Here is a 19162-nt window from a genome sequence, read left to right as displayed (position 1 = left end):
TTTCCCGGAGAGCGCCGCCTATGAGCAGAGTCGAGCCGATACTGTCAACCATTCGAGAGCAATCCGGATCGATCAGCGCACCACTTCGACAGGCATTCCGGTTTTCGCCGACTCCGCCAGCGCGTCGAGCACCGGAATGGCGTCGAAGGCTTCGCGGTAATCCTGCAGATAGGGCCTGCCCGTCAGGGTCGCCTTGATGAAGTGGTCGAGTTCGTCGGCGAGGTCGCCGACGATGCGGCCGTTGATCTCCGGCCACAGATGCGTATCGCCACCGGCGGTGCCGTGGTTTTCGACGGTGTAGAAACCCTGGTCCGCGCAATCGAGATAGGCTGCCGACTTCGTGCCGACGATCTCCAGCGACGAGCGGAACCCGTTCATCAGCCCGTCCGGCCACGCCCAGCTGTAGTCGATGCTGCCAATGGCGCCGTTCTCGAAATTGACCACGGCGTAGAGCGCATCTTCGTTGCCGGTACCGAGCATTTCAGTTTTCTGCGCATAGACGCGGGCGATCCGCGAGCGCGCGATCCACTGCATGGCGTCGATGTCGTGCACGCCCATGTAGAACAGGATCGAACTGGATGCGCCGAGGCGGCTTGCCGTCGAGCGGATGCCGTTGCGCTTGGCGCGGAGGTGGATCGGCGTGCCGAGCCGCTCCGGCGCGGCGGCGTGGAAGACCTGCACATAACGCGGGTCGAAGCGAAGGATGTGGCCGATCATCAGCCGCGAGCCGCTGGTTTCGACTGCCGCCACGATCCGCCTTGCCGTCGCCGTGTCATGCGCGAGCGGCTTCTCCAGCAGGATCGTCTTGCCGGCCCGCACGGCGGCGATGGCGGCTTGCTCATGCAGCCGGTCCGGCAGGCAGATGCTGACGGCATCGAGGCCAAGAGCGGCCAGCAGCGCCTCGATGTCTCCGAAACCTTGCGCGCCCGTCGACGCCGATACTGCGGCGATGCGCGCCGGATCGCGATCACAGACGCCGACCAGTTCGGCCGACAGGTGGTCGCTATAAATGCTGGCGTGGCGTGTCCCAAAAAAGCCGAGCCCGATGACGCCGATCTTGAGTACCTTGCTCATTTAGCCGGCTCCGGAATGGTCCAGCCGCGGAAATCCTCGATGAAGGCGGCAAGTTCGCTGGCCACTGCCTCGAAGAACGCTGCTCCCTTTTCAGGCGTGGCAAGCGTGGGATCGCCGAGCGTTCCGGTGGGCGAGAGATCGGCAAAATCGTGATAGACGCGGATCGCCGATCCGCCCAGCAGGTCGGTGGTCAGGTAGCGCGAGCCGGGGTCGGGATAGATTGTCTCCGCCCGGTCGATCTTCACCAGTTCGGGGCGGATGTGCTGCACCATTGCCGTCTCGAACTCGCAGGCATGGCCCATGCCGCCCGGCTCCGACTGCCGCAATTCCGCAATCGCCTCGCGCGCAAGCTGGAAATAGGTGAGCGCGGCGATGCGCGCCTCGCCGTAATGCTTGTGGCCGAGTGTGGAGGCCAGAACGTCGATGACGCCGCCGTTGCCGCCATGGCCGTTGACGATCAGGATTCGCCGGAAGCCGTGCCTGACCAGCGACGCGACGATATCCTCCGCCACCGCCATCAGCGTCTCGGCGCGCAAGGTGACGCTGCCGGGGAAGCGCATGTGATGCGCGGAAAACCCGTACCAGGGCGGCGGCAGCACGAGCGTGCCTGTGGCCTTCTCGGCCGCGGCCAGCGAGACCGCGTGCGCCAGCATCGTGTCGGTTCCCAGCGGCATATGGTTGCCATGCTGCTCGACCGAGCCCAGCGGCAGGATCAGCACCTTGCGGTCGCGGTCGAGCGCGTCCACTTCCGGAGAGGTCAGTTCCTCGAAGCGCATCATTTCACCGAAAAAGTTGCGGTCTTGAGATCGCACATCGCCATCAGGGCATGGCGGCCGCCGACCCGGCCGGTGCCGCTGTCCTTGCCCGACATGCCGCCGAACGGGATGTGCAATTCCCAGTAGTTCGACGTGTCGTTGATGTTGACGATGCCGGTGGGCATTTCCTCGATATAGCGGAAGGCGCGGTCGATATCCTGCGTGAACACGCTGGAGACCAGGCCGTAGCGGTTGTCGCCGGCGAGTTCGAAGGCTTGCTCGTCGCTGTCGATGACGATCAGCGGCGCCACCGGCCCGAACGTCTCTTCGGTGTTGATCAGCGCCTCGCGTGTCACGCCGGTTAGCACAGTGGGCTCGAAATAGAGGTCGGAGGGATGCCCGCCGGCCGGCTTGCCGCCGATCACCGGGCTTGCCCCGCGCCGAACGGCGTCCGCGACGTGGCTCGCCACCTTGGCCGCCACGCCGGCATTGTTGAGCGGCCCCATCGTCACGCCGTCCTTGCGCGGATCGCCCAGCACCACGCCGCGCGCTTCGGCGGCCATGCGCTCGGCGAATTCGTCATGCACCTTGCGATGCACCAGGATGCGCTCCGAGGACGAGCAGACCTGGCCGGCGTTGACGAAGCAGCCCGATGCTGTCGCCCTGGCCGCGCGGTCGAGGTCCGCGTCGTCGAGGATGACCACCGGTCCGTTGCCGCCGAGCTCCATAAGCTGCGGCTTGCCGGCGGCGCGCAGGCTGATCTGCTTGCCGGTCGCGGCACTTCCGGTGAAGCCGACGGCGTCCGTGCCGGGGTTGGAGACGATCTCGTCGCCGACGACCGCGCCGGCGCCCGTCACCAGATTGAGCACGCCCGGCGGCAGGTCCGCCTCCGCGATCGCCCGCATCAGAGCAACAGCCACCAGGGACGTGGTCGGCGCCGGCGTCCAGACGATGGTGTTGCCGGCAGCGAGGCCTGGCGCGATGTATTCGACCGGGATGTTCACCGGAAAATTCCAGGGCGTCACCACGGCATAGACGCCGCGCGGCCGGTAGAAGGTCATCACCCGCTTGCCCGGATCCTCGGTCGGGATCGTGTTGCCCTCCAAATATTTGACGAGGTCGGCGGCGAGGTTGAAGCCGTCCACCGATTTGCCGACTTCGAAGAACGCCTCGGCATAGGGTTTGCCCTGTTCCAGCGTCAGCAGCGCCGCTAGCTCCGCTTGCCGCCCGGCGATGGCCTCGCCGATCCGCCGCATCGTCTTGGCGCGGTCCCAGACGGACACTTTGCGCCAGCCGGCCTGCGCCTGGCGCGCCGCGGCTATGGCTTCGGTCGCCGCGCCGCGCGAACTCCAGGTCATGGCGCCGATCGCTGAGCCGTCGATCGGCGAATGCACCGTCTTGAACTCGCCATCGGCATCGCCCCGCCAGCGTCCGCCGATGAAATTCGTCTCGCTCATCAAATCGATCCGCTCATTCATAAAAAGGTTGCAAGTGATTTCGATTGGTTCGTATAGTTCGGCCCGGCAAGCCCAATGTCAACGATCAATTCGGGCGCCGCCGCATCGGTGGGGAACGCCGGGCGGCGGCTTCAAGAAGAGGATGGAACACAATGAGCATCAGGACATTTCTGGCCGCGTCCCTGCTGGCTTCGGGGGCTCTCGTCGCCCAGCCTGCTTTCGCGGAGGACATCAAGCTCGAATTCGTCGTCTGGAACTACTCGCTGGAGACGATCCAGGACAACATCAAGCTGTTCGAGCAGGCCAACCCCGGCATCAAGGTCAATGTCACCGACTATACATGGCCGGACTATCAGGACAGCATCGTCCTGCGCTTTCGCGGCAAGACACCCACGGATGTGATCTATGGTGGTCAGGATTGGTTGCCGGCCTGGGGCGCGGCTGGTTTCATCGCGCCGCTGGACTCGGTCGCGCCGGCGGCCGACCTCGATGCGCTGAAAGCCGACATCGCGGGTTTTGCCCTGACCGACGTGACCTACAAGGACAAGATCTACGGGCTGCCCTACTACGCCGACACCATCTCCTTCATCTACAACAAGAAAATCCTCGCCGACGCCGGCATCTCGGTGCCGTCGACGTGGGAGGAGGTGACTGCCGCCGCCGAGAAGCTGAAGGCAGGCGGCATGGAGCATCCGATCGTCTATGAGTACAATCAGGAGCTTCCGAATTTCTACGACGCCTTCGTCGCGCAAGCCTACGGCCGCGGCGCAGAATTGTTCGACAAGGACCTGAACCCGCTTTTCGCCGATCCGGACAACGAAGCCTACAAGCAATTGCAGTGGCTGGCCGACGCCTATGCCAAGGGTCTCGTGCAGTCCGAGACGCATGAGTCGAAGATCATCCCGGCGATGAACACCGGCAAGCACGCCTTCACCATCGTCTACACCTACGTGCTCGCCGCCCTCAACAACGCCGCCGACCAGCCGCGCGCCGGCGAATTCGCATTGGCGCCGATGCCGGGCTCGACGCATGCCACGCTGGGGTTCGCCAAGTCCTACGTGATCACCGCGCAAGCTGCCGCCGATCCGGCGCGGGCTGAGGCCGCCTGGAAATTCGTGAACTTCATGGCCGGCAAGCCCTACACCGTCGCCAAGCGCTGGGCGGTCGAGAAGGGCCTTGGCTTCGGCCAGTTGCCGCTGTTCCAGGACAAGGATGTTGTCGAGGCCTGGGGCAAATGGGCCGACGTGAAGGCGCTGGGCGACCAGGCGGCGATTGCCAAGGCCGGCACCTACACCGAATTCAGCTCCGTCTGGTCAGCCTATTTCCGCCCGCTGCTCGCCAAGGCGATGGTCGGCGAGGCGACGGTCGAGCAGACCATGAAGGACGGCGCCGAGCGCTGGAACCAGCTCAAGGAGCAGTTCGCCAATCGCTGACGATCGATGCAGTTTGGGAACTGGCGGCGCTTCGGCGTCGCCTGTACCTCCCTGCGAAGCTCGACAGATATCAGGACACAGCGGGCGGTATGTGGACCATAAATCGCTTTCCGGTCTTCTGGCTGCTTCCGGCGCTGCTGCCGGTGGCGCTGATGACGATCTATCCGGTCGCCTATGCGTTCTGGACCAGCCTGCATTCCGTCATGCTGCTTTTCCCGGACGAGCCGTTCGCCGGCCTCGACAATTACAAGCGGGTGATCACCAGCAACTATTTCCTCGATGCGCTCAGTAACTCTCTGGTCTTTACTCTCTTCACCGCGCCGATAGTGGTGGTCATCGGCACTCTGATCGCGCTGTTCCTGCAGCGCCGCTTCTTCGGGTCGCAGCTTGTGCGCTCGATCGTGCTGCTGCCCTGGGTGCTTCCGGGCGCCATCAGCGCGGTGCTGTGGATCTGGGTATTCCATCCAAGCTTCGGCGTGCTCAACGGCATCCTGCGCAACCTTCACCTGATCGACAGTTCGATCCCATGGCTGACCTCGCCGCGGCTGGCGTTGTTTGCGGTCGGCGTCGCCCATGTCTGGACACAGATCCCCTTCGCCGTCGTGCTGGTGATGGCCGCGCTGTCGGCGATCAATTCCGAGACGCTGGAAGCCGCGGCAATCGACTGCCGCAGCGCGCTGAAGCGTTTCCGCTACATCGTGTTTCCCGAGATCAAGTCGATGATCGTCGTGCTCACCGTCTACAACGCGCTGACCGCCTTCACGACCTACGACCTCGTCTACGCCATGACCGGCGGCGGGCCGGGAACGGCGACGACGCTGCTGTCCTTCCAGATCTGGCGCGAGAGCTTTTCCATGTATGATTTCGGCACCGGATCGGCGGTCGCATTCATCGTCGTCGCCATCTCGGCCTTGCTGATCGCCGCCATCACCCGCGCCCTGCCGTCCGACCTGTTCGCGAGCGAATGACATGCAGGGCCGGCTCAATCCGTTCGCGACCTTCCTTTTCGCCTCGCTGATCCTGCTCTTCACCGGTGGACCGGTCATCCTGTCGCTGATCGGCAGCGTGGTGCCGGACCGGGTGCTGCTCGATTCAAGCAAGCCGCTGTTCGGCGAGGGGCTGAATTTCGATACCTATCGCTACGTGTTCACCGGCCAGCTTCCGGATTCCTACCTGGCCGAGAATGCCAACCGCGCGATGATCTCGGATGCCGCGCGCCAGGTGCCGCAAAGCCTGCTCAACAGCGGCGTCATCGCTCTCTCATCGATGCTGCTCAACCTGCTGCTCGGCGCGCCGGCGGCCTTCATCTTCGCCCGTTATCTGTTCCCGGGCAAAAAACTCACCTTCATGTTCCTGATCCTCAGCCCGCTGGTTCCCGCCGTGGCGCTGGTCACCCCGATCTACATGATGCTCCAGGCGTTCGGCCTTGTCGGCACGCAGGCTGGCATCATCCTCGTGCATACGGCCAAGGCGCTGCCCTTCACGGTGCTTATCCTGTCGGTGTTCTTCCGAAAGATGCCGGCGGAGATTTTCGAGGCGGCGGTGCTGGACCATTGCAACCGGTTGCAGGCGTTCTTCCGCATCGCCCTGCCGCTGGCGTTGCCGTCGATCGGCGCGACCGGGCTGTTCGCCTTCATGCTCTCCTATTCGGAGTACATGTTCTCCATGGTGCTGTCCGGCGATGCGGCGACGCGGCCGGTGTCGGTGGTGATGGCGGCGCTCGCCCGCAACACCGACGTGTCCTGGAGCCTGCTCAACACCGCGATCTTCATCGCGATCGTGCCGACGCTGCTGCTGGTCGTCCTCGTCTGGCGGTTCGTCGTCGAAGGCCTGCTCAGCGGCGCCGTCAAGGGATAAAATCATGGCAGACGGCGACGGCGCCTATCATCCGCTGAAGACCCGCCCGCGGGGTGCGACGCAGCATGTCACCGCCGGCCCCTATTCGCCGGTGCTGGAGGTCGACGCGACAAAGCTGGTCGTCATCTCCGGCCAGGTGGCGATCGACATGGACGGCACGGTGCTAGGCGACACCATCGAGGAGCAGACGCGCGCCACGCTCGGCAATTGCGCCCGGCAACTGGCGACCGCCGGCTGCTCGCTGGCGGATGTGTTCAAGGTCAACATCTATCTTACGGACCTCAGCCAGTGGGCCTGTTTCAACGCCGTCTACGACGCGATGATGCCGGAGCCGCTTCCGGTGCGCACCGCGGTGCAGGCCGTCCTGCTACCGGGCTTCCTGGTCGAGATCGAGATGTGGGCCGTCAAGGCGAAGGATTGAGAATTGGCGTCTGTAGAACTCAGGAACCTCGTAAAATCCTTCGGCAGGGTCGAGGCCGTCCGCGACGTCTCGCTGACCGTCGAGGATCGCGAGCTGGTTGTTTTCGTCGGCCCATCCGGCTGCGGCAAGTCCACTTTGCTGCGCATGATCGCCGGCCTCGAGGAAATCACTTCCGGCGAGCTCTTCATCGGCGGCAAGCCGATGAGCAAGGTCGCGGCCGCCGATCGTGGCATCGCCATGGTGTTCCAGTCCTACGCGCTCTATCCGCACATGAGCGTCGCCGAGAACATGGGTTTCGCGCTGAAGATGCTTGGCACCGACAAGGCCGAGATCGACCGAAAGGTCGCCGAGGCAGCTGGCATCCTGCAGCTTGGCGAGCTGCTGGCCCGAAAGCCGAAGGAACTTTCCGGCGGCCAGCGTCAGCGCGTCGCCATCGGCCGTGCCATCGTGCGCAAACCGGATGTCTTCCTGTTCGACGAGCCGCTCTCCAATCTCGATGCCGGTCTTCGCGCCCAGATGCGGGTGGAGATCGCGAGGCTTCATGAACAGTTGCAGACGACGATGATCTACGTCACCCACGACCAGGTCGAGGCGATGACGCTGGCAGACCGCATCGTCATCCTCAACCAGGGCAGGATCGAGCAGCAGGGCTCGCCGCTCGAACTCTATGAGCGGCCGGCCAACCGCTTCGTCGCCGGCTTCCTCGGCCAGCCGAAGATGAATTTCATCCCCACCTCCGCCAGGCCTTCAGCCGCGGGAATGGCCTTGTCCGTCTTCTCGACCGACCGGATTGTTCTCACGCTCGACCGCAACGCCGCCATAACGCCCGGAGCGGCGATCGACCTGGGCGTTCGCCCCGACGCGATTTCCGTGTCCGCTGCCGAAGCTGCCGACGCGCTGCCTGGCCGGATTGTCGTTGTCGAACATCTCGGCGGCTCCAGCCTTCTCTATGTCCAGGCCGAGGGTGTGGACGGACTGATCACCGTCGAACAGCGCGGCAAGACGCTGTTCACGGTCGGCCAGGCGGTTCATCTGCGTTTCGACCTTGCCGGTGTTCACCTCTTCGATCAGGGGGGAACGCGCATTTCCTGACGAAGCATGCCTCGCGACATTGCGGCTGCGCCGCTCAGGGCGCCGCCATCAGGCGGATCGCCGCATAGAGCATCGCGACATAGGTCAGCTGGTGCAACATCTGGTCGCCGCCATGCATCGCCCAGTAGAGCCGTGTCGTCGGACCGCAATGGGTTTGCGCCGACAGCTTGGCCTTGCCGAAGTCGATGACGTAGTGGACCACGAATTCGGCTGCGGCGAGAACGATGATCGGGATGAGACCTAAACCTGCTATCGCCAGCACCGGCAGCGATCCGATCGCGTGCAGCCCGGCATGGGCATAGCCTCCAGGCGAGTGCATGTCGCCCTTGCCGCGCAGGATCCATGATGTCTGGAGCAGATAGTCGGCGACGAAATGCTTCACCTGGAAGCAGACCAGCACCGCGATCAGCGTATCGGTCGGCATGCCATCCCTCCATGGCCGCACGGCGTCAGGGAGGTGCGGGGATCGCAACCGGCATCGCCTTGCCACACGTCATCGTAATGCGAACTGCGCTTCTGTCCATCGTTCGTTGGTCGCCTGTTGGCAAGCGTTGATGGCGAGGCCGCCCGTCATATCCCGCAGAGCGGGAAACCGGTCGTGAAGATCGAGCAGCGCACACCCCGCGGGTTGGCGCAACCGGCGAGCGTCAGCACGAGGGCGATAGCGACAAGGGCGGAGACGGTTTTCACGGGTCGCTCTTTCTCCCGGACGGGCGCGCATCGCAGCCGGCCGCTGATCGTGTCTCTCCCCTTCGACTGTTTCAATCGGATGTCTTGCAGGAATCGCATTCCGTGCCCGAGCCAGCGTTCGCCTGTCCGGGCGGGTGGCGCGAAGCCGGCCGGCCTGTGCCAAGCCGCTTTGCCCATCGTCAACCAATCCGGCAGGGCCGTCATATCCCCGTAACATAGGCTCGGCATGTGCCCTGATGGGCACGTTTTGCGTGCGTGGGTGCTGGGGGGCGCTACCGGAACGCATCCGGCCGGGCACTCCACAAAATTCCTGGAAAATACATCGCAGACGGCCTGAGCGGGCAGTCGCGTTTGAAGAGGTCGAGACATGCCGAGCTTTAGCGTAGGACCGAACCAGACCAACACTTCGCGCCAGTCCATGTCGGGAGCCGATAGCGGCTTCGTCGATGTGCTCGGCATCCTTTCGGTCTCGGACAAAAACCAGACCATCCGCTTCAACGGCGTCACCAGCGACGCGGTCATCACCAATGACGGCCTGATCGAGAACACCGCCGCCGAAGGGCGCGCGATTCGTTTCGAGGCGGCCGTCGGCACCACGCCGGTCGCCACCATCAACAATTCTGCGACCGGCACGATCCAGTCGAATGACGATACGATCCAGGTCGAGGCCGGCACGGTCGACTCGGGAACCATCACGGTCAACAATGCCGGCAAGATCCTTTCCGTGTCCGGCCAGGGCCTGGACTTCGGCAACGTATCGGGCACCTTCAAGGCGATCGTCGACAACAAGGCCGGCGCGGCGATCGAATCCGGCTCCGAGGCGGGCGTGCGGTTCGGCGCCGTCGGTGAGCTGGTCAATCGCGGCACTATCAACGGCGGCGCAGACACGCTGACCAACAGCCAGGGTGTCGACGGCGTCGACTTCCAGGACGGTGCCTCCGGCACGGTCGAAAACTACGGCAAGGGCTCTATCAGCGCCGACCGCCATGGCATCAATGCCGGCGAGAATTCCACCATCACGGTCATCAACGGCGCGGTCGGCGACACCGAGGCCGCCATCACCGGCCGCAACGGGTCGGGCATCGGTTCCGACGGCACGGCGACGGTCACCAATTACGGGACGATCACCGGCGGCTACACGCCCGGCGTCGACGAGAACGGCAGCACTGTCGGCCAGGAAGATGGCGGCGGGCCGGACGGCACCTTCGACGGCGACGGCGACGGCATCGACGTGGATGGCGAACTGACGCTGGAGAATTTCGGCACCGTTCAGGGAATCGGCGCGAACGGCAACGGATCGGACGGTTTGAAGAACACCAGCGAGGGCATCGCAGCCGGCGGCGGCACCATCAACAACCATGCCGGCGCTTCAATCATCGGCGCGGGCCTCGGCATCCTCATCGACGACAGCTCGCAGGGCGACGCGCCGTTCCTGACCACCATCGACAATGACGGCACGATTTCCGCGGGTGCCGGCATCGCCATCCGCATCATCAGCGCCCATGACGATGTGATCCGCAACAGCGGCAAGATCGAGGGCGTCGGCACGGCCATAGAGTTCGGCACCGGCGACAACACGCTGTTCGTCGAGGACGGCTCCGACATCACCGGCGTCAGCAAGGGCGGCCTCGGCTCCGACACGCTGGATTACCGCAGCTATACGAGCGGCGGCGCCATCGTGGACCTTTCGACCGGCCTCGCGTCCGGCACCGGCGGCGTGACCGAATTCGAGAACGTCATCGGTTCAGCCGGTATCGACGTGGTCACGGGCAGCGCCGATGCCAACCTCATCGACGGCGGCAAGGGGGCCGACCAGATGGCCGGTCTCGGCGGTGACGACACCTATGTGGTCGACGATGCCGGCGACCTGGTGATCGAAGCCTCGGGCGGCGGCAGCGACCGCGTCAGCGCTCGGGTCGACTACAAGCTGTCGGCAGGCGCGGAAGTCGAGCTTCTGACGACGACCAGTTCGGCAGGGAAGGGCAGCATCGATCTTACGGGCAACACGCTTTCGCAGACCATCGTCGGCAACCAGGGCAACAATGTGCTGCATGACGGCGGCCACGGAAGCGCCGATATCCTGCGGGGCGGCGGCGGCAACGATGTCTACGTCGTCTATAACGCCGCCGATGTGGTCGTCGAAGGTTCCGCCCAAGGCGCCTTCGACCGCGTTCTGGCCGGCGTCGACTACAGACTGGGCGCGGACGTCCACGTCGAGGCGCTGCGGGCGACTTCGCTGCAGGCGAACTACGATCTGGATCTGACCGGCAACCGCTTCGCCCAGGAGATCATCGGCAACAACGGCGCCAATATCCTAAACGATGGTGGAAAGGGCGCCGCCGACACGCTGACTGGACTGAAGGGCGACGACACGTATTACGTGTACAATTCGGGCGACACGATCATCGAAGCTGCCGGGGATGGCGTCGACCGCGTCGTTGTCGGTACAAGCTTCGCGCTCACAGGCGGCGCCGAGATCGAGCAGATGAACACCAGCTCGGCCGGGAATATTTCGGCATTCGATCTCACCGGCAACGAGTTCGGCCAGTCGATCACCGGCAATGCCGGGGCCAACCGCATTGATGGTGGCGCGGGCGCCGACACGCTGCGCGGCCTTGGCGGAGCCGACATTTTTGCCTTCACGACCGCGCCGGGCGGCGGCAACAGCGACACCATCGTCGACTTCGCCAGCGGCGTCGACCATATCGAGCTGGACGCCACGGTCTTCGCCACGCTCGCTGTGGGCGTTCTCGGCGCGGGGATGTTCTCCGCCAATGCCTCGGGCCTGGCCCAGGACGCCGATGACCGCATCGTCTACGACACCGACAGCGGCGCGTTGTTCTACGATGCCGACGGCGTCGGCGGCAGCGCCGGCATCCAGTTCGCCACATTGCTTGGCGCGCCTGGGATCGACGCTTCGGACTTTGTCGTCGTCTGACCATGCCGACGAGCAACGATTTTATCGACACGGGCGCCTGACCGGCACCCGTGTCCCTGCCGGATGTTTTCGAACCCGGCTTTTCCGCTTTACGGCGCCACAATATCGACAGGGCGGCGCAGGGTTGCGGCCACTACATTCTATTTACTGCGCATTGAAATTTTTTTGCGGATCGGCTGTCGGTACACTGCCGAATCGCCTACAACTTTTCCGGGCAGCACCGGTTCGTTTGCGGAATTGGTGAGACGGGGCAGGCTCGGTAGGGCCGATCGGGCGGAGAAACCGGCGGCAGCCGGGCTTCTCGGATGACATAGCCAAGAAACCTCGCCGGATGTCCGAATGTCCGGACGCCGCGATGCAGGATTGTGCCGGCGTCCTGAAGCTGTTTTCGGGGAGGGATCGATGACTAGGCCATTCGCATTCGAGGCACGGACCGAAGCTTCCGTAACGGCATATCTGTTCGTCGATCCGCGCGTTGCCGACTGGCTGACACTGACGCGAGACGTGCCGTCGACCACCTGCATCGTGGTCCTCGACGTCGCGCTGGACGGCGTGGCGCAGATGGCGGCTGCGCTCCGCGAAGTCCGCGACCTTGCCGCGATCCACATCCTCTCGCATGGCGCGCCTGCCCACATCCGCATCGGTGCGAACGGGCTGAATGCACGAAATCTTGCCTACAATGCCGACGAACTCGCTTCGATCGGTGCGGCATTGCGCGACGGCGGCGACATCCTCGTCTATGGCTGCGAAGTCGGACAGGGCCTGGAAGGGCGCAACTTCATCGAACGCCTTGCCGATATGACCGGCGCCTCCGTCGCGGCGGCCGAAGGCCCTGTCGGCGCCGCGGCACTCGGCGGCAGCTGGGATCTGAGCGTCTCGAGCGGCTTGCCCTCCGCAGCGATGTTCGTTTCGCAGGAAGCGCGCGGCACCTATGCCCATGTCCTGCCGGTGAAGTTCGACGACGAGGATGAATCGACATTCCCGGCGCCGCTAGGGGGCGGGCGCATGACCGTCGGTGACTTCGACGGCGACGGCGATGCCGATATTCTTTACCAGACCGGCGCGGACGGCACCCCATTCCAGTACGGTGTCAACAACGGCGACGGCACCTTTACTCTCGTCGCCCAGGCGGCATCTCCGTTTGCGGGCCTTACCCTGCCGAATCGCACTGGCGAGAACTATTACTTTGTCGACTTCGACGGTGATGGCGACAAGGATCTCCTGGTGGGGACCAACGCCACGACCGGAAGCTATTTCCGCAATGACGGCGGAACCTTCACATCGCAATCCACCGCCACGTTTCCGGCTCCGGCCGGTGGCGCCCGAATGGCGGTTGGCGATTTCGACAACGATGGCGACGCCGACATTCTTTACCAGACCGGCGCGGACGGCACCCCCTTCCAGTACGGCATCAACAACGGCGACGGCACATTCACTCTCGTCGCCCAGTCGGCATCTCCCTTTACCGGCTTGACGCTGCCGAACAATGTTGGCGGACGATACTTTGTCCACGATTTCGATGGAGATGGCGACAGCGATGTGCTGGTCGGCGTCAACGGTTCGACGGGGAGCTATTTCCGCAACGACGGCGAGACCTTTTCGTCGCAATCCACGGCGACGTTCCCTGCCCCGCTCGGCGGAGCCCGCATGAGTTTCGCCGATTTCGACAGCGATGGCGATGTCGACATCCTGTACCAGACCGGCGCGGACGGCACCGCTTTCAAATATGCCAGCAACAATGGCGATGGCACGTTTGTCGATTACGATCTGGCCGATTCGCCCTTTGCCGACCTGACACTACCCAACAATATAGGAACGAACTACGAAGTCGCGGATTTCGACGGTGATGGCGACATCGACCTTCTCGTCGGCGTCAACGGCACCACGGGCAGCTATTTCGCGCAGAACGGTTTGGGCGACGGATCGCCACCCGAACTCATATCCTCCACCCCGGCTGACAACGCCACCGGCTTTCCTCCATCCGCCAATCTCACGCTCACCTTCGACGAAGCCGTCTTCGCCGGCGGTGGCAATATCTATCTGCGCCGCACCTCGGATGGCTCCGTGGTCGAGACCATTTCGACTTCCGACGTCGGCCAAGTTTCCGGATCCGGCACCGCGACGCTGACGATCAACCCCTCCACCACGCTCGCCGGATCGACCGGCTATTACCTGACCTTCGACCTCGACGCGATCGTCGATTCCGACGGCATCGGCTTCGGCCGGCTTGACGGCGTCGTGCGCGCCGGCATCACCGACAAGACGTTCCTGAATTTCACGACCGCGGCCGCCAACACGGCGCCGATGCTTGGAAACCTCAACGGCGATGCGCCAGGTTTTACCGAGGGTGGGACGCCCGTTTTCCTCGATGCTGGAGGCGATGCCACGGTCACGGACGCCGAATCGGTTAATTTCGACACCGGCACGGTGACGGTTGCAATCACCGGCAACCGTGTGGCGGCCGAAGATGTGCTTGGTATCGACAATCAGGGCTTCGGCCCCGGCCAGATCGGCGTTTCCGGCGCCGATGTCACTTACGGCGGCACAACGATCGGAACAGTCACAGGCGGGACGGGCACCAATAACCTCGTCGTCACGCTCAATGCCAATGCCACTCCATCGATCGTCCAGGCATTGGTCCGTGCCCTGACCTATTCTAACAGCGACGGCATCGATCCCACGACGGGCAACCGGACGATTTCCGTCACCGTCACCGATGGCGACGGCGGGACCAGCCCCACCGCGGTGGTCACGATGGGTGTCGACGGGGTCAACGATGCGCCTTCCCTCATCGCTGCCGGCGGCACACCGACCTTTACAGAAGGCGGGGCGGCAGTGGACCTGTTCTCCGGTGTATCCGCCTCCACCGGCGAAGCCGGACAGGAGATCGACCAGGTCACGCTGACGGTCGAGAACCTTGCCGACGGCGCCGACGAGATCCTAGGCGTCGACGGCACCAATGTAGCGCTGACCGACGGCGCGAATGGGACGACCTCCGCGAACGGCATTGGCTACAGCGTTGCCGTCACCGGCGGCGTTGCAACCGTCACGCTTTCCATGCCCGGTGGCATCTCGGCCGCCGACGCCCAGACATTGATCGACGGACTGACCTATTCGAATACGAGCGAAGGGCCGGAGACCACCGACCGTATCGTCACGCTGACCGGCATTCGTGACAATGGCGGTACGGACAATGGGGGTGTCGATTCCGCCACCGTTTTGGTCGGCGCCACCGTATCGATCACGGCGGTAAACGCCGCGCCGACGCTGTCGGGCGGGCCGGTCGAACTGCCCGCGACGGACGAGGATTTCCCGAACACCGAGGTGACTGTCGCTGAGCTGCTTGCCGGCACGACGCTTGGCGATGTCGACGGCGACGATGTCGGCATCGCGGTTACCGGGCTCTCCGGCAACGGCGAATGGGAGTATTCGACCGACGGCGGCTTCACCTGGCTCAGCTTCGGCGCGGTTTCCGATGGCCACGCGCTGCTTCTATCGCCGGATGCACTGGTCAGCTACATGCCGGACGGCATCGACGGCGAGACGGCGACGATAGACTTCCGCGCCTGGGACCAGACGGCCGGCACGCCTTCCGACGATACGACGCGCCAGTATGCCGACACGTCGGTCAACGGCAGCACATCCGCTTATTCGACCGGCACGGCGCAGGCCTCGGTCGAGGTCGAGGCGGTGAACGACGCGCCGATCTTCCGGTTGTCTCCCGGCCTCGACTTCGTCGTCACCTTGCCCGGCGACGATGCCGTCGACGTGATCAGTGGAGACGGCGACGGCGGCGCGCTGAGTGGATCCGCGGAAGGCGCCGGCACCGGTCCGACCAAGGTCGTGCTAGGCGATTTCGACAACGACGGCGATCTCGATGTCGCGGTTAACAATGCGGTGGTTGGTACCGTCACTGTTCTCGAAAACGACGGTTGCGGCTGCCTGGTCCCCTTCGAATCGTCACCGATTCCGATCACACCCGGCGCCGCTTCGATGGTGAGCGGCGATTTCAACGGCGACGGAAACCTCGATCTGGCTACTGCCGGCCCCTTGGGCACGATGAATGTGCTGCTTGGCGCGGGCGACGGGTCGTTTGCCAGCACCATGGTTCCCATGGCTTTCGGGTTCGGCCTGACCGAAATGGTTGTCGGCGACTTCAACAAGGACGGCAAGCTCGATATCGCCGCCGCCACATCCCTCGGCGCCCTTATTGGAACGGGCGATGGCAACGGCTCGTTTTTCTTCATGCCTCCGACTCCGATGGGAGCGCTGCCGGGCAGCATCGCAGTCGGCGACATCGACGGAATCAACGGGCTGGATCTGGTGGTCACCGACGCTGCGAGCAGTCTCGTTTCGGTCCTGCTGAACAATGGTTTCGGCGGCTTTAACCCCGCGATCCCCATGCTGACCCTCGCAGTTGCAGCGACCGATGTGCAACTGGGCGATCTCAACGGCGACGGCAAACTCGACATGGTCCTTTCCGAGACCGGGCTCGATACCGTCAACGTCATGCTGGGCACCGGCAGCGGGACTTTCTCTCCGCCGACGACGTATCAGGTCGGGTCGGATCCATCGAGCCTGACGCTCGCCGACATGAACGACGACGGCAGCCTCGACATCGTCGTCGTCAACAAGGGCAGCGAGGACATCCATGTCCTGCTCGGCAAGGGCGACGGCACCTTCAGCCCGGACCTGACGCCAATCCCCACCTACGGCGTGCCGCAGGACATCGCCGTCGGCCAGATGGATACCGAATTCGAGTGGCTTTATCCGCGCCTCGTCGAGTTCACCGAGGGCGACACGCTCACCCTCGCGCCCCGCCTCGAACTGGAGGACGTCGATCCCGATGGCGGGACGGCGGTCGGCGCGACCGTCTTCCTCGACGATTCGAGCGGCCCGGGTGGCCTGCCCGGCGACGTGCTGGCCGCCGACACGACCGGCACGGCGATCACCGCGGTCTATGATCCTGACACCTTCACGCTGACGCTCACCGGCAACGACACGCTGGCAAACTACGAGAAGGTGCTGCGCACCGTCACCTTCTCCTCCGGCGACGATCCGGACGGCTCGGTGGCCGACCCCGGCAACTATCTGCCGCTGCGCATTATCGGCATGACGATCGACGACGGCAAGGACTATGGCGAAGGGTATTCCGCGCCGATCATTATCGGCATCACCGCCACCGGCGCACAGGACGACGCCTTCAGCGTCCGCGAGGACCGCACGCTCGGCGCCGGCGAGAACCTCTTTGACGACAACGGCGACGGCTTCGACAGCGGTCCGGATTTCGTCATCGCCGAGGTGAACGGCAGCGCCGCCAATGTCGACACGCAGATCACACTGCCTTCCGGTGCGCTGCTGACGGTCAATTCGGACGGCACCTTCAGCTACGACCCGAACGGCAAGTTCGACAGCCTGCCCGGTCCGCTTTCGGGCGCCACCAACCTCACCGCCATCGAGAGCTTCACCTACATGATCGAGGGTGGCTACACGGCGACCGTCACGATCACGATCAAGGGCGTCGACAGCGACGGCGACGTTCTTGTCGGCAATGGCTCCGACAACACGCTCGACGGCGGCTTCGGCGCCGACACGATGGAGGGCAAGGGCGGCAACGACACCTACTACGTCAACAATGCGGGCGACGTGGTCGTCGAGCTGGCCGGCGAAGGAACCGCCGACCGCGTATCGGCCAACACCAGCTATGCGCTCGCCTCCGATGCCGATATCGAGTTCCTGACCACGACCAACTCCAAGGGCACGACGGCGATCGACCTGAAAGGCAATTCCCTGTCGCAGACCATCGTCGGCAATGACGGCGACAACCTCCTGAACGACGGCGGCGTCGCCGGCCCAGGGCTCGGTTCGTCTCCCGATATCATGAGCGGTCGTGGCGGCAACGACACCTATGCCGTCTACAATGCCGCTGACGTCATCATCGAGGGCAAGAACGACGGTTCAGCCGACCGTGTCACGGCCGGCGTCAGCTATGTGCTGGGCGCCGGCGTCTATGTCGAATACCTCAACACCACCTCGGGACTGGCCGCCACCGCGATCAATCTCACCGGCAATGAACTTTCCCAGGTCATCACCGGCAACGAGGGCAACAACATTCTGGATGGCGGCAAGGGCGCGGCCGACTATCTCAAGGGCCAGGGCGGCAATGACACCTATATCGTCCGCAGTGCCGGCGACATGATTTTCGAGGAGTTGGGCAAGGGCTACGATCGGGTGGCCGCGACGCTGAGCTACGTCCTGACGCCGGACGCCGAGATCGAACTGCTGAACACCACTTCGCGCACCGCCACCTATGCGATCGACCTGACAGGCAACCGTCTTGCGCAGACGATCACCGGCAACTATGGCGACAACATCCTCAACGACGGCGGCAAGGGCGCGGCAGACAGGCTGGAAGGCCTGTTCGGCAACGACACCTACTATATCTACAATGCCGGCGACGTGGTGGTCGAGAACGCCGGCGAGGGTACCGACCGCGTTGCCGCCGGCGTCAGCTACCAGCTCACGGCCGGCGCCGAGGTCGAATACCTGCAGACGACGTCCGTCAACGGCACGACGGCAATCGACCTGACCGGCAATACCCTCGCCCAGGTCATCACCGGCAATGCCGGCGACAATGTCTTTCATGACGGGGGCGTCGGCGCGGCCGACATCCTGCGCGGCTTCGGCGGCAACGATACATATCGCGTGTTCAATGCCGGCGACATCATCGTCGACGGTCTGCTCCAGGGAACCGATCGCGTCATGGCGGCGGTCGACTACACGCTCGGCAAGGGCGTCGAGATCGAGCTGTTCACCACCAATGGTGCCGCCGGCCTGTCCAGCATCGACCTGACCGGCAATGAATTCGGCCAAAACATCATCGGCAATGCAGGAGCCAACCGGCTCGACGGCAAGGGCGGCATCGACACGCTGCGCGGCTTCGGCGGCAAGGACATGTTCGTTTTCTCCTCGGCGCTTGGAGCCGGCAATGTCGATACCATCGTCGACTTCAACGCAGCGGAAGACCGGATCGAACTGCACAAGTCCGTCTTCTCGGCACTGTCCACGACCGGAGTGTTGCCCGGCGCGGCCTTCTGGGCCAGCGCCGGCGGTGCGGCCCAGGACGACAGCGACCGCATCCTCTACGACACCGCCACCGGCAATCTCTACTACGACGCCGACGGCAACGGTGCCGGCCTCGCCATCCACTTCGCGACGCTCACCGGTGCGCCGTCGCTGTCGGCGGCGGATTTCGTCGTGGTGTGAACCTGTGGGCCGCGTGCCGGGCGGGTCTTAAGGGGCCACCCGGCGCGAATCGACGGCGGAACGATTGCAGCATCCGGGCGAGGATGCCCTAGCGGAAGCCCGTGCCGAAGATGTTGGCGAAAACCATCGGCGGAGCCGGACTTTCCCGGCCTTGCGCCGGAATGCCGCACCGAAGCTTG

At 64.2% G+C, this 19162-nt stretch carries 11 protein-coding genes; 7 read left to right on the top strand and 4 right to left on the bottom strand.

Annotated elements, in window-relative coordinates:
* Positions 1 to 72 precede the first annotated feature (72 nt).
* The 3 genes from ACSBOB_RS01095 to ACSBOB_RS01085 are packed head-to-tail and all read right to left on the bottom strand — an operon-like array spanning position 73 to position 3286.
* The gene (locus ACSBOB_RS01095) at positions 73 to 1074 is read right to left on the bottom strand and encodes a Gfo/Idh/MocA family protein (RefSeq protein WP_442580629.1); all 1002 of its coding nucleotides are present in this window, start codon (positions 1072 to 1074) and stop codon (positions 73 to 75) included.
* A complete protein-coding gene (locus ACSBOB_RS01090) occupies positions 1071 to 1853 on the bottom strand; it encodes a creatininase family protein (RefSeq protein WP_442580628.1) in 783 nt (260 codons plus the stop codon). Before ACSBOB_RS01090 ends, ACSBOB_RS01095 begins: the two co-directional genes overlap by 4 nt.
* A complete protein-coding gene (locus ACSBOB_RS01085) occupies positions 1850 to 3286 on the bottom strand; it encodes an aldehyde dehydrogenase family protein (protein ID WP_442580627.1) in 1437 nt (478 codons plus the stop codon). Before ACSBOB_RS01085 ends, ACSBOB_RS01090 begins: the two co-directional genes overlap by 4 nt.
* Positions 3287 to 3438: 152 nt before the next feature.
* Between ACSBOB_RS01085 and ACSBOB_RS01080 the strand changes: the two genes are divergently transcribed.
* From ACSBOB_RS01080 to ACSBOB_RS01060, 5 genes are all read left to right on the top strand, one after another.
* A complete protein-coding gene (locus tag ACSBOB_RS01080) occupies positions 3439 to 4719 on the top strand; it encodes an ABC transporter substrate-binding protein (RefSeq protein WP_442580626.1) in 1281 nt (426 codons plus the stop codon).
* A gap of 89 nt (positions 4720 to 4808) precedes the next feature.
* Positions 4809 to 5687 (top strand): carbohydrate ABC transporter permease, encoded by an 879-nt coding sequence (locus tag ACSBOB_RS01075; protein ID WP_442580625.1) that lies wholly within the window; start codon positions 4809 to 4811, stop codon positions 5685 to 5687.
* A gap of 1 nt (position 5688) precedes the next feature.
* Positions 5689 to 6576, top strand: a complete 888-nt coding sequence (locus ACSBOB_RS01070; RefSeq protein ID WP_442580624.1) for a carbohydrate ABC transporter permease — start codon at positions 5689 to 5691, stop codon at positions 6574 to 6576.
* Positions 6577 to 6580: 4 nt separating this feature from the next.
* A complete protein-coding gene (locus ACSBOB_RS01065; RefSeq protein ID WP_442580623.1) occupies positions 6581 to 6997 on the top strand; it encodes a RidA family protein in 417 nt (138 codons plus the stop codon).
* 3 nt (positions 6998 to 7000) lie between these two features.
* On the top strand, positions 7001 to 8089 hold the full coding sequence (locus ACSBOB_RS01060) for an ABC transporter ATP-binding protein (RefSeq protein ID WP_442580622.1): 1089 nt from the start codon (positions 7001 to 7003) through the stop codon (positions 8087 to 8089).
* Positions 8090 to 8123: 34 nt separating this feature from the next.
* On the opposite strand, the gene ACSBOB_RS01055 is transcribed toward ACSBOB_RS01060, so the two are convergent.
* Positions 8124 to 8513 (bottom strand): DUF3307 domain-containing protein, encoded by a 390-nt coding sequence (locus tag ACSBOB_RS01055; RefSeq protein ID WP_442580621.1) that lies wholly within the window; start codon positions 8511 to 8513, stop codon positions 8124 to 8126.
* Between the two features lie 633 nt (positions 8514 to 9146).
* Between ACSBOB_RS01055 and ACSBOB_RS01050 the strand changes: the two genes are divergently transcribed.
* Entirely contained in the window at positions 9147 to 11717 is a 2571-nt protein-coding gene (locus ACSBOB_RS01050) for a beta strand repeat-containing protein (protein WP_442580620.1), read from the top strand.
* A 402-nt stretch (positions 11718 to 12119) separates the two neighbouring features.
* Positions 12120 to 18983, top strand: coding sequence for an FG-GAP-like repeat-containing protein (locus tag ACSBOB_RS01045; RefSeq protein ID WP_442580619.1), 6864 nt, complete (start codon positions 12120 to 12122; stop codon positions 18981 to 18983).
* Positions 18984 to 19162 lie beyond the last annotated feature (179 nt).

It is taken from the genome of Mesorhizobium sp. KACC 23794, assembly GCF_052180275.1.
Taxonomy (GTDB): Bacteria; Pseudomonadota; Alphaproteobacteria; order Rhizobiales; family Rhizobiaceae; genus Kumtagia.
The sequence above is the reverse complement of the archived record's forward strand: the minus strand, read 5'-3'. Positions and strand labels throughout refer to the sequence as shown.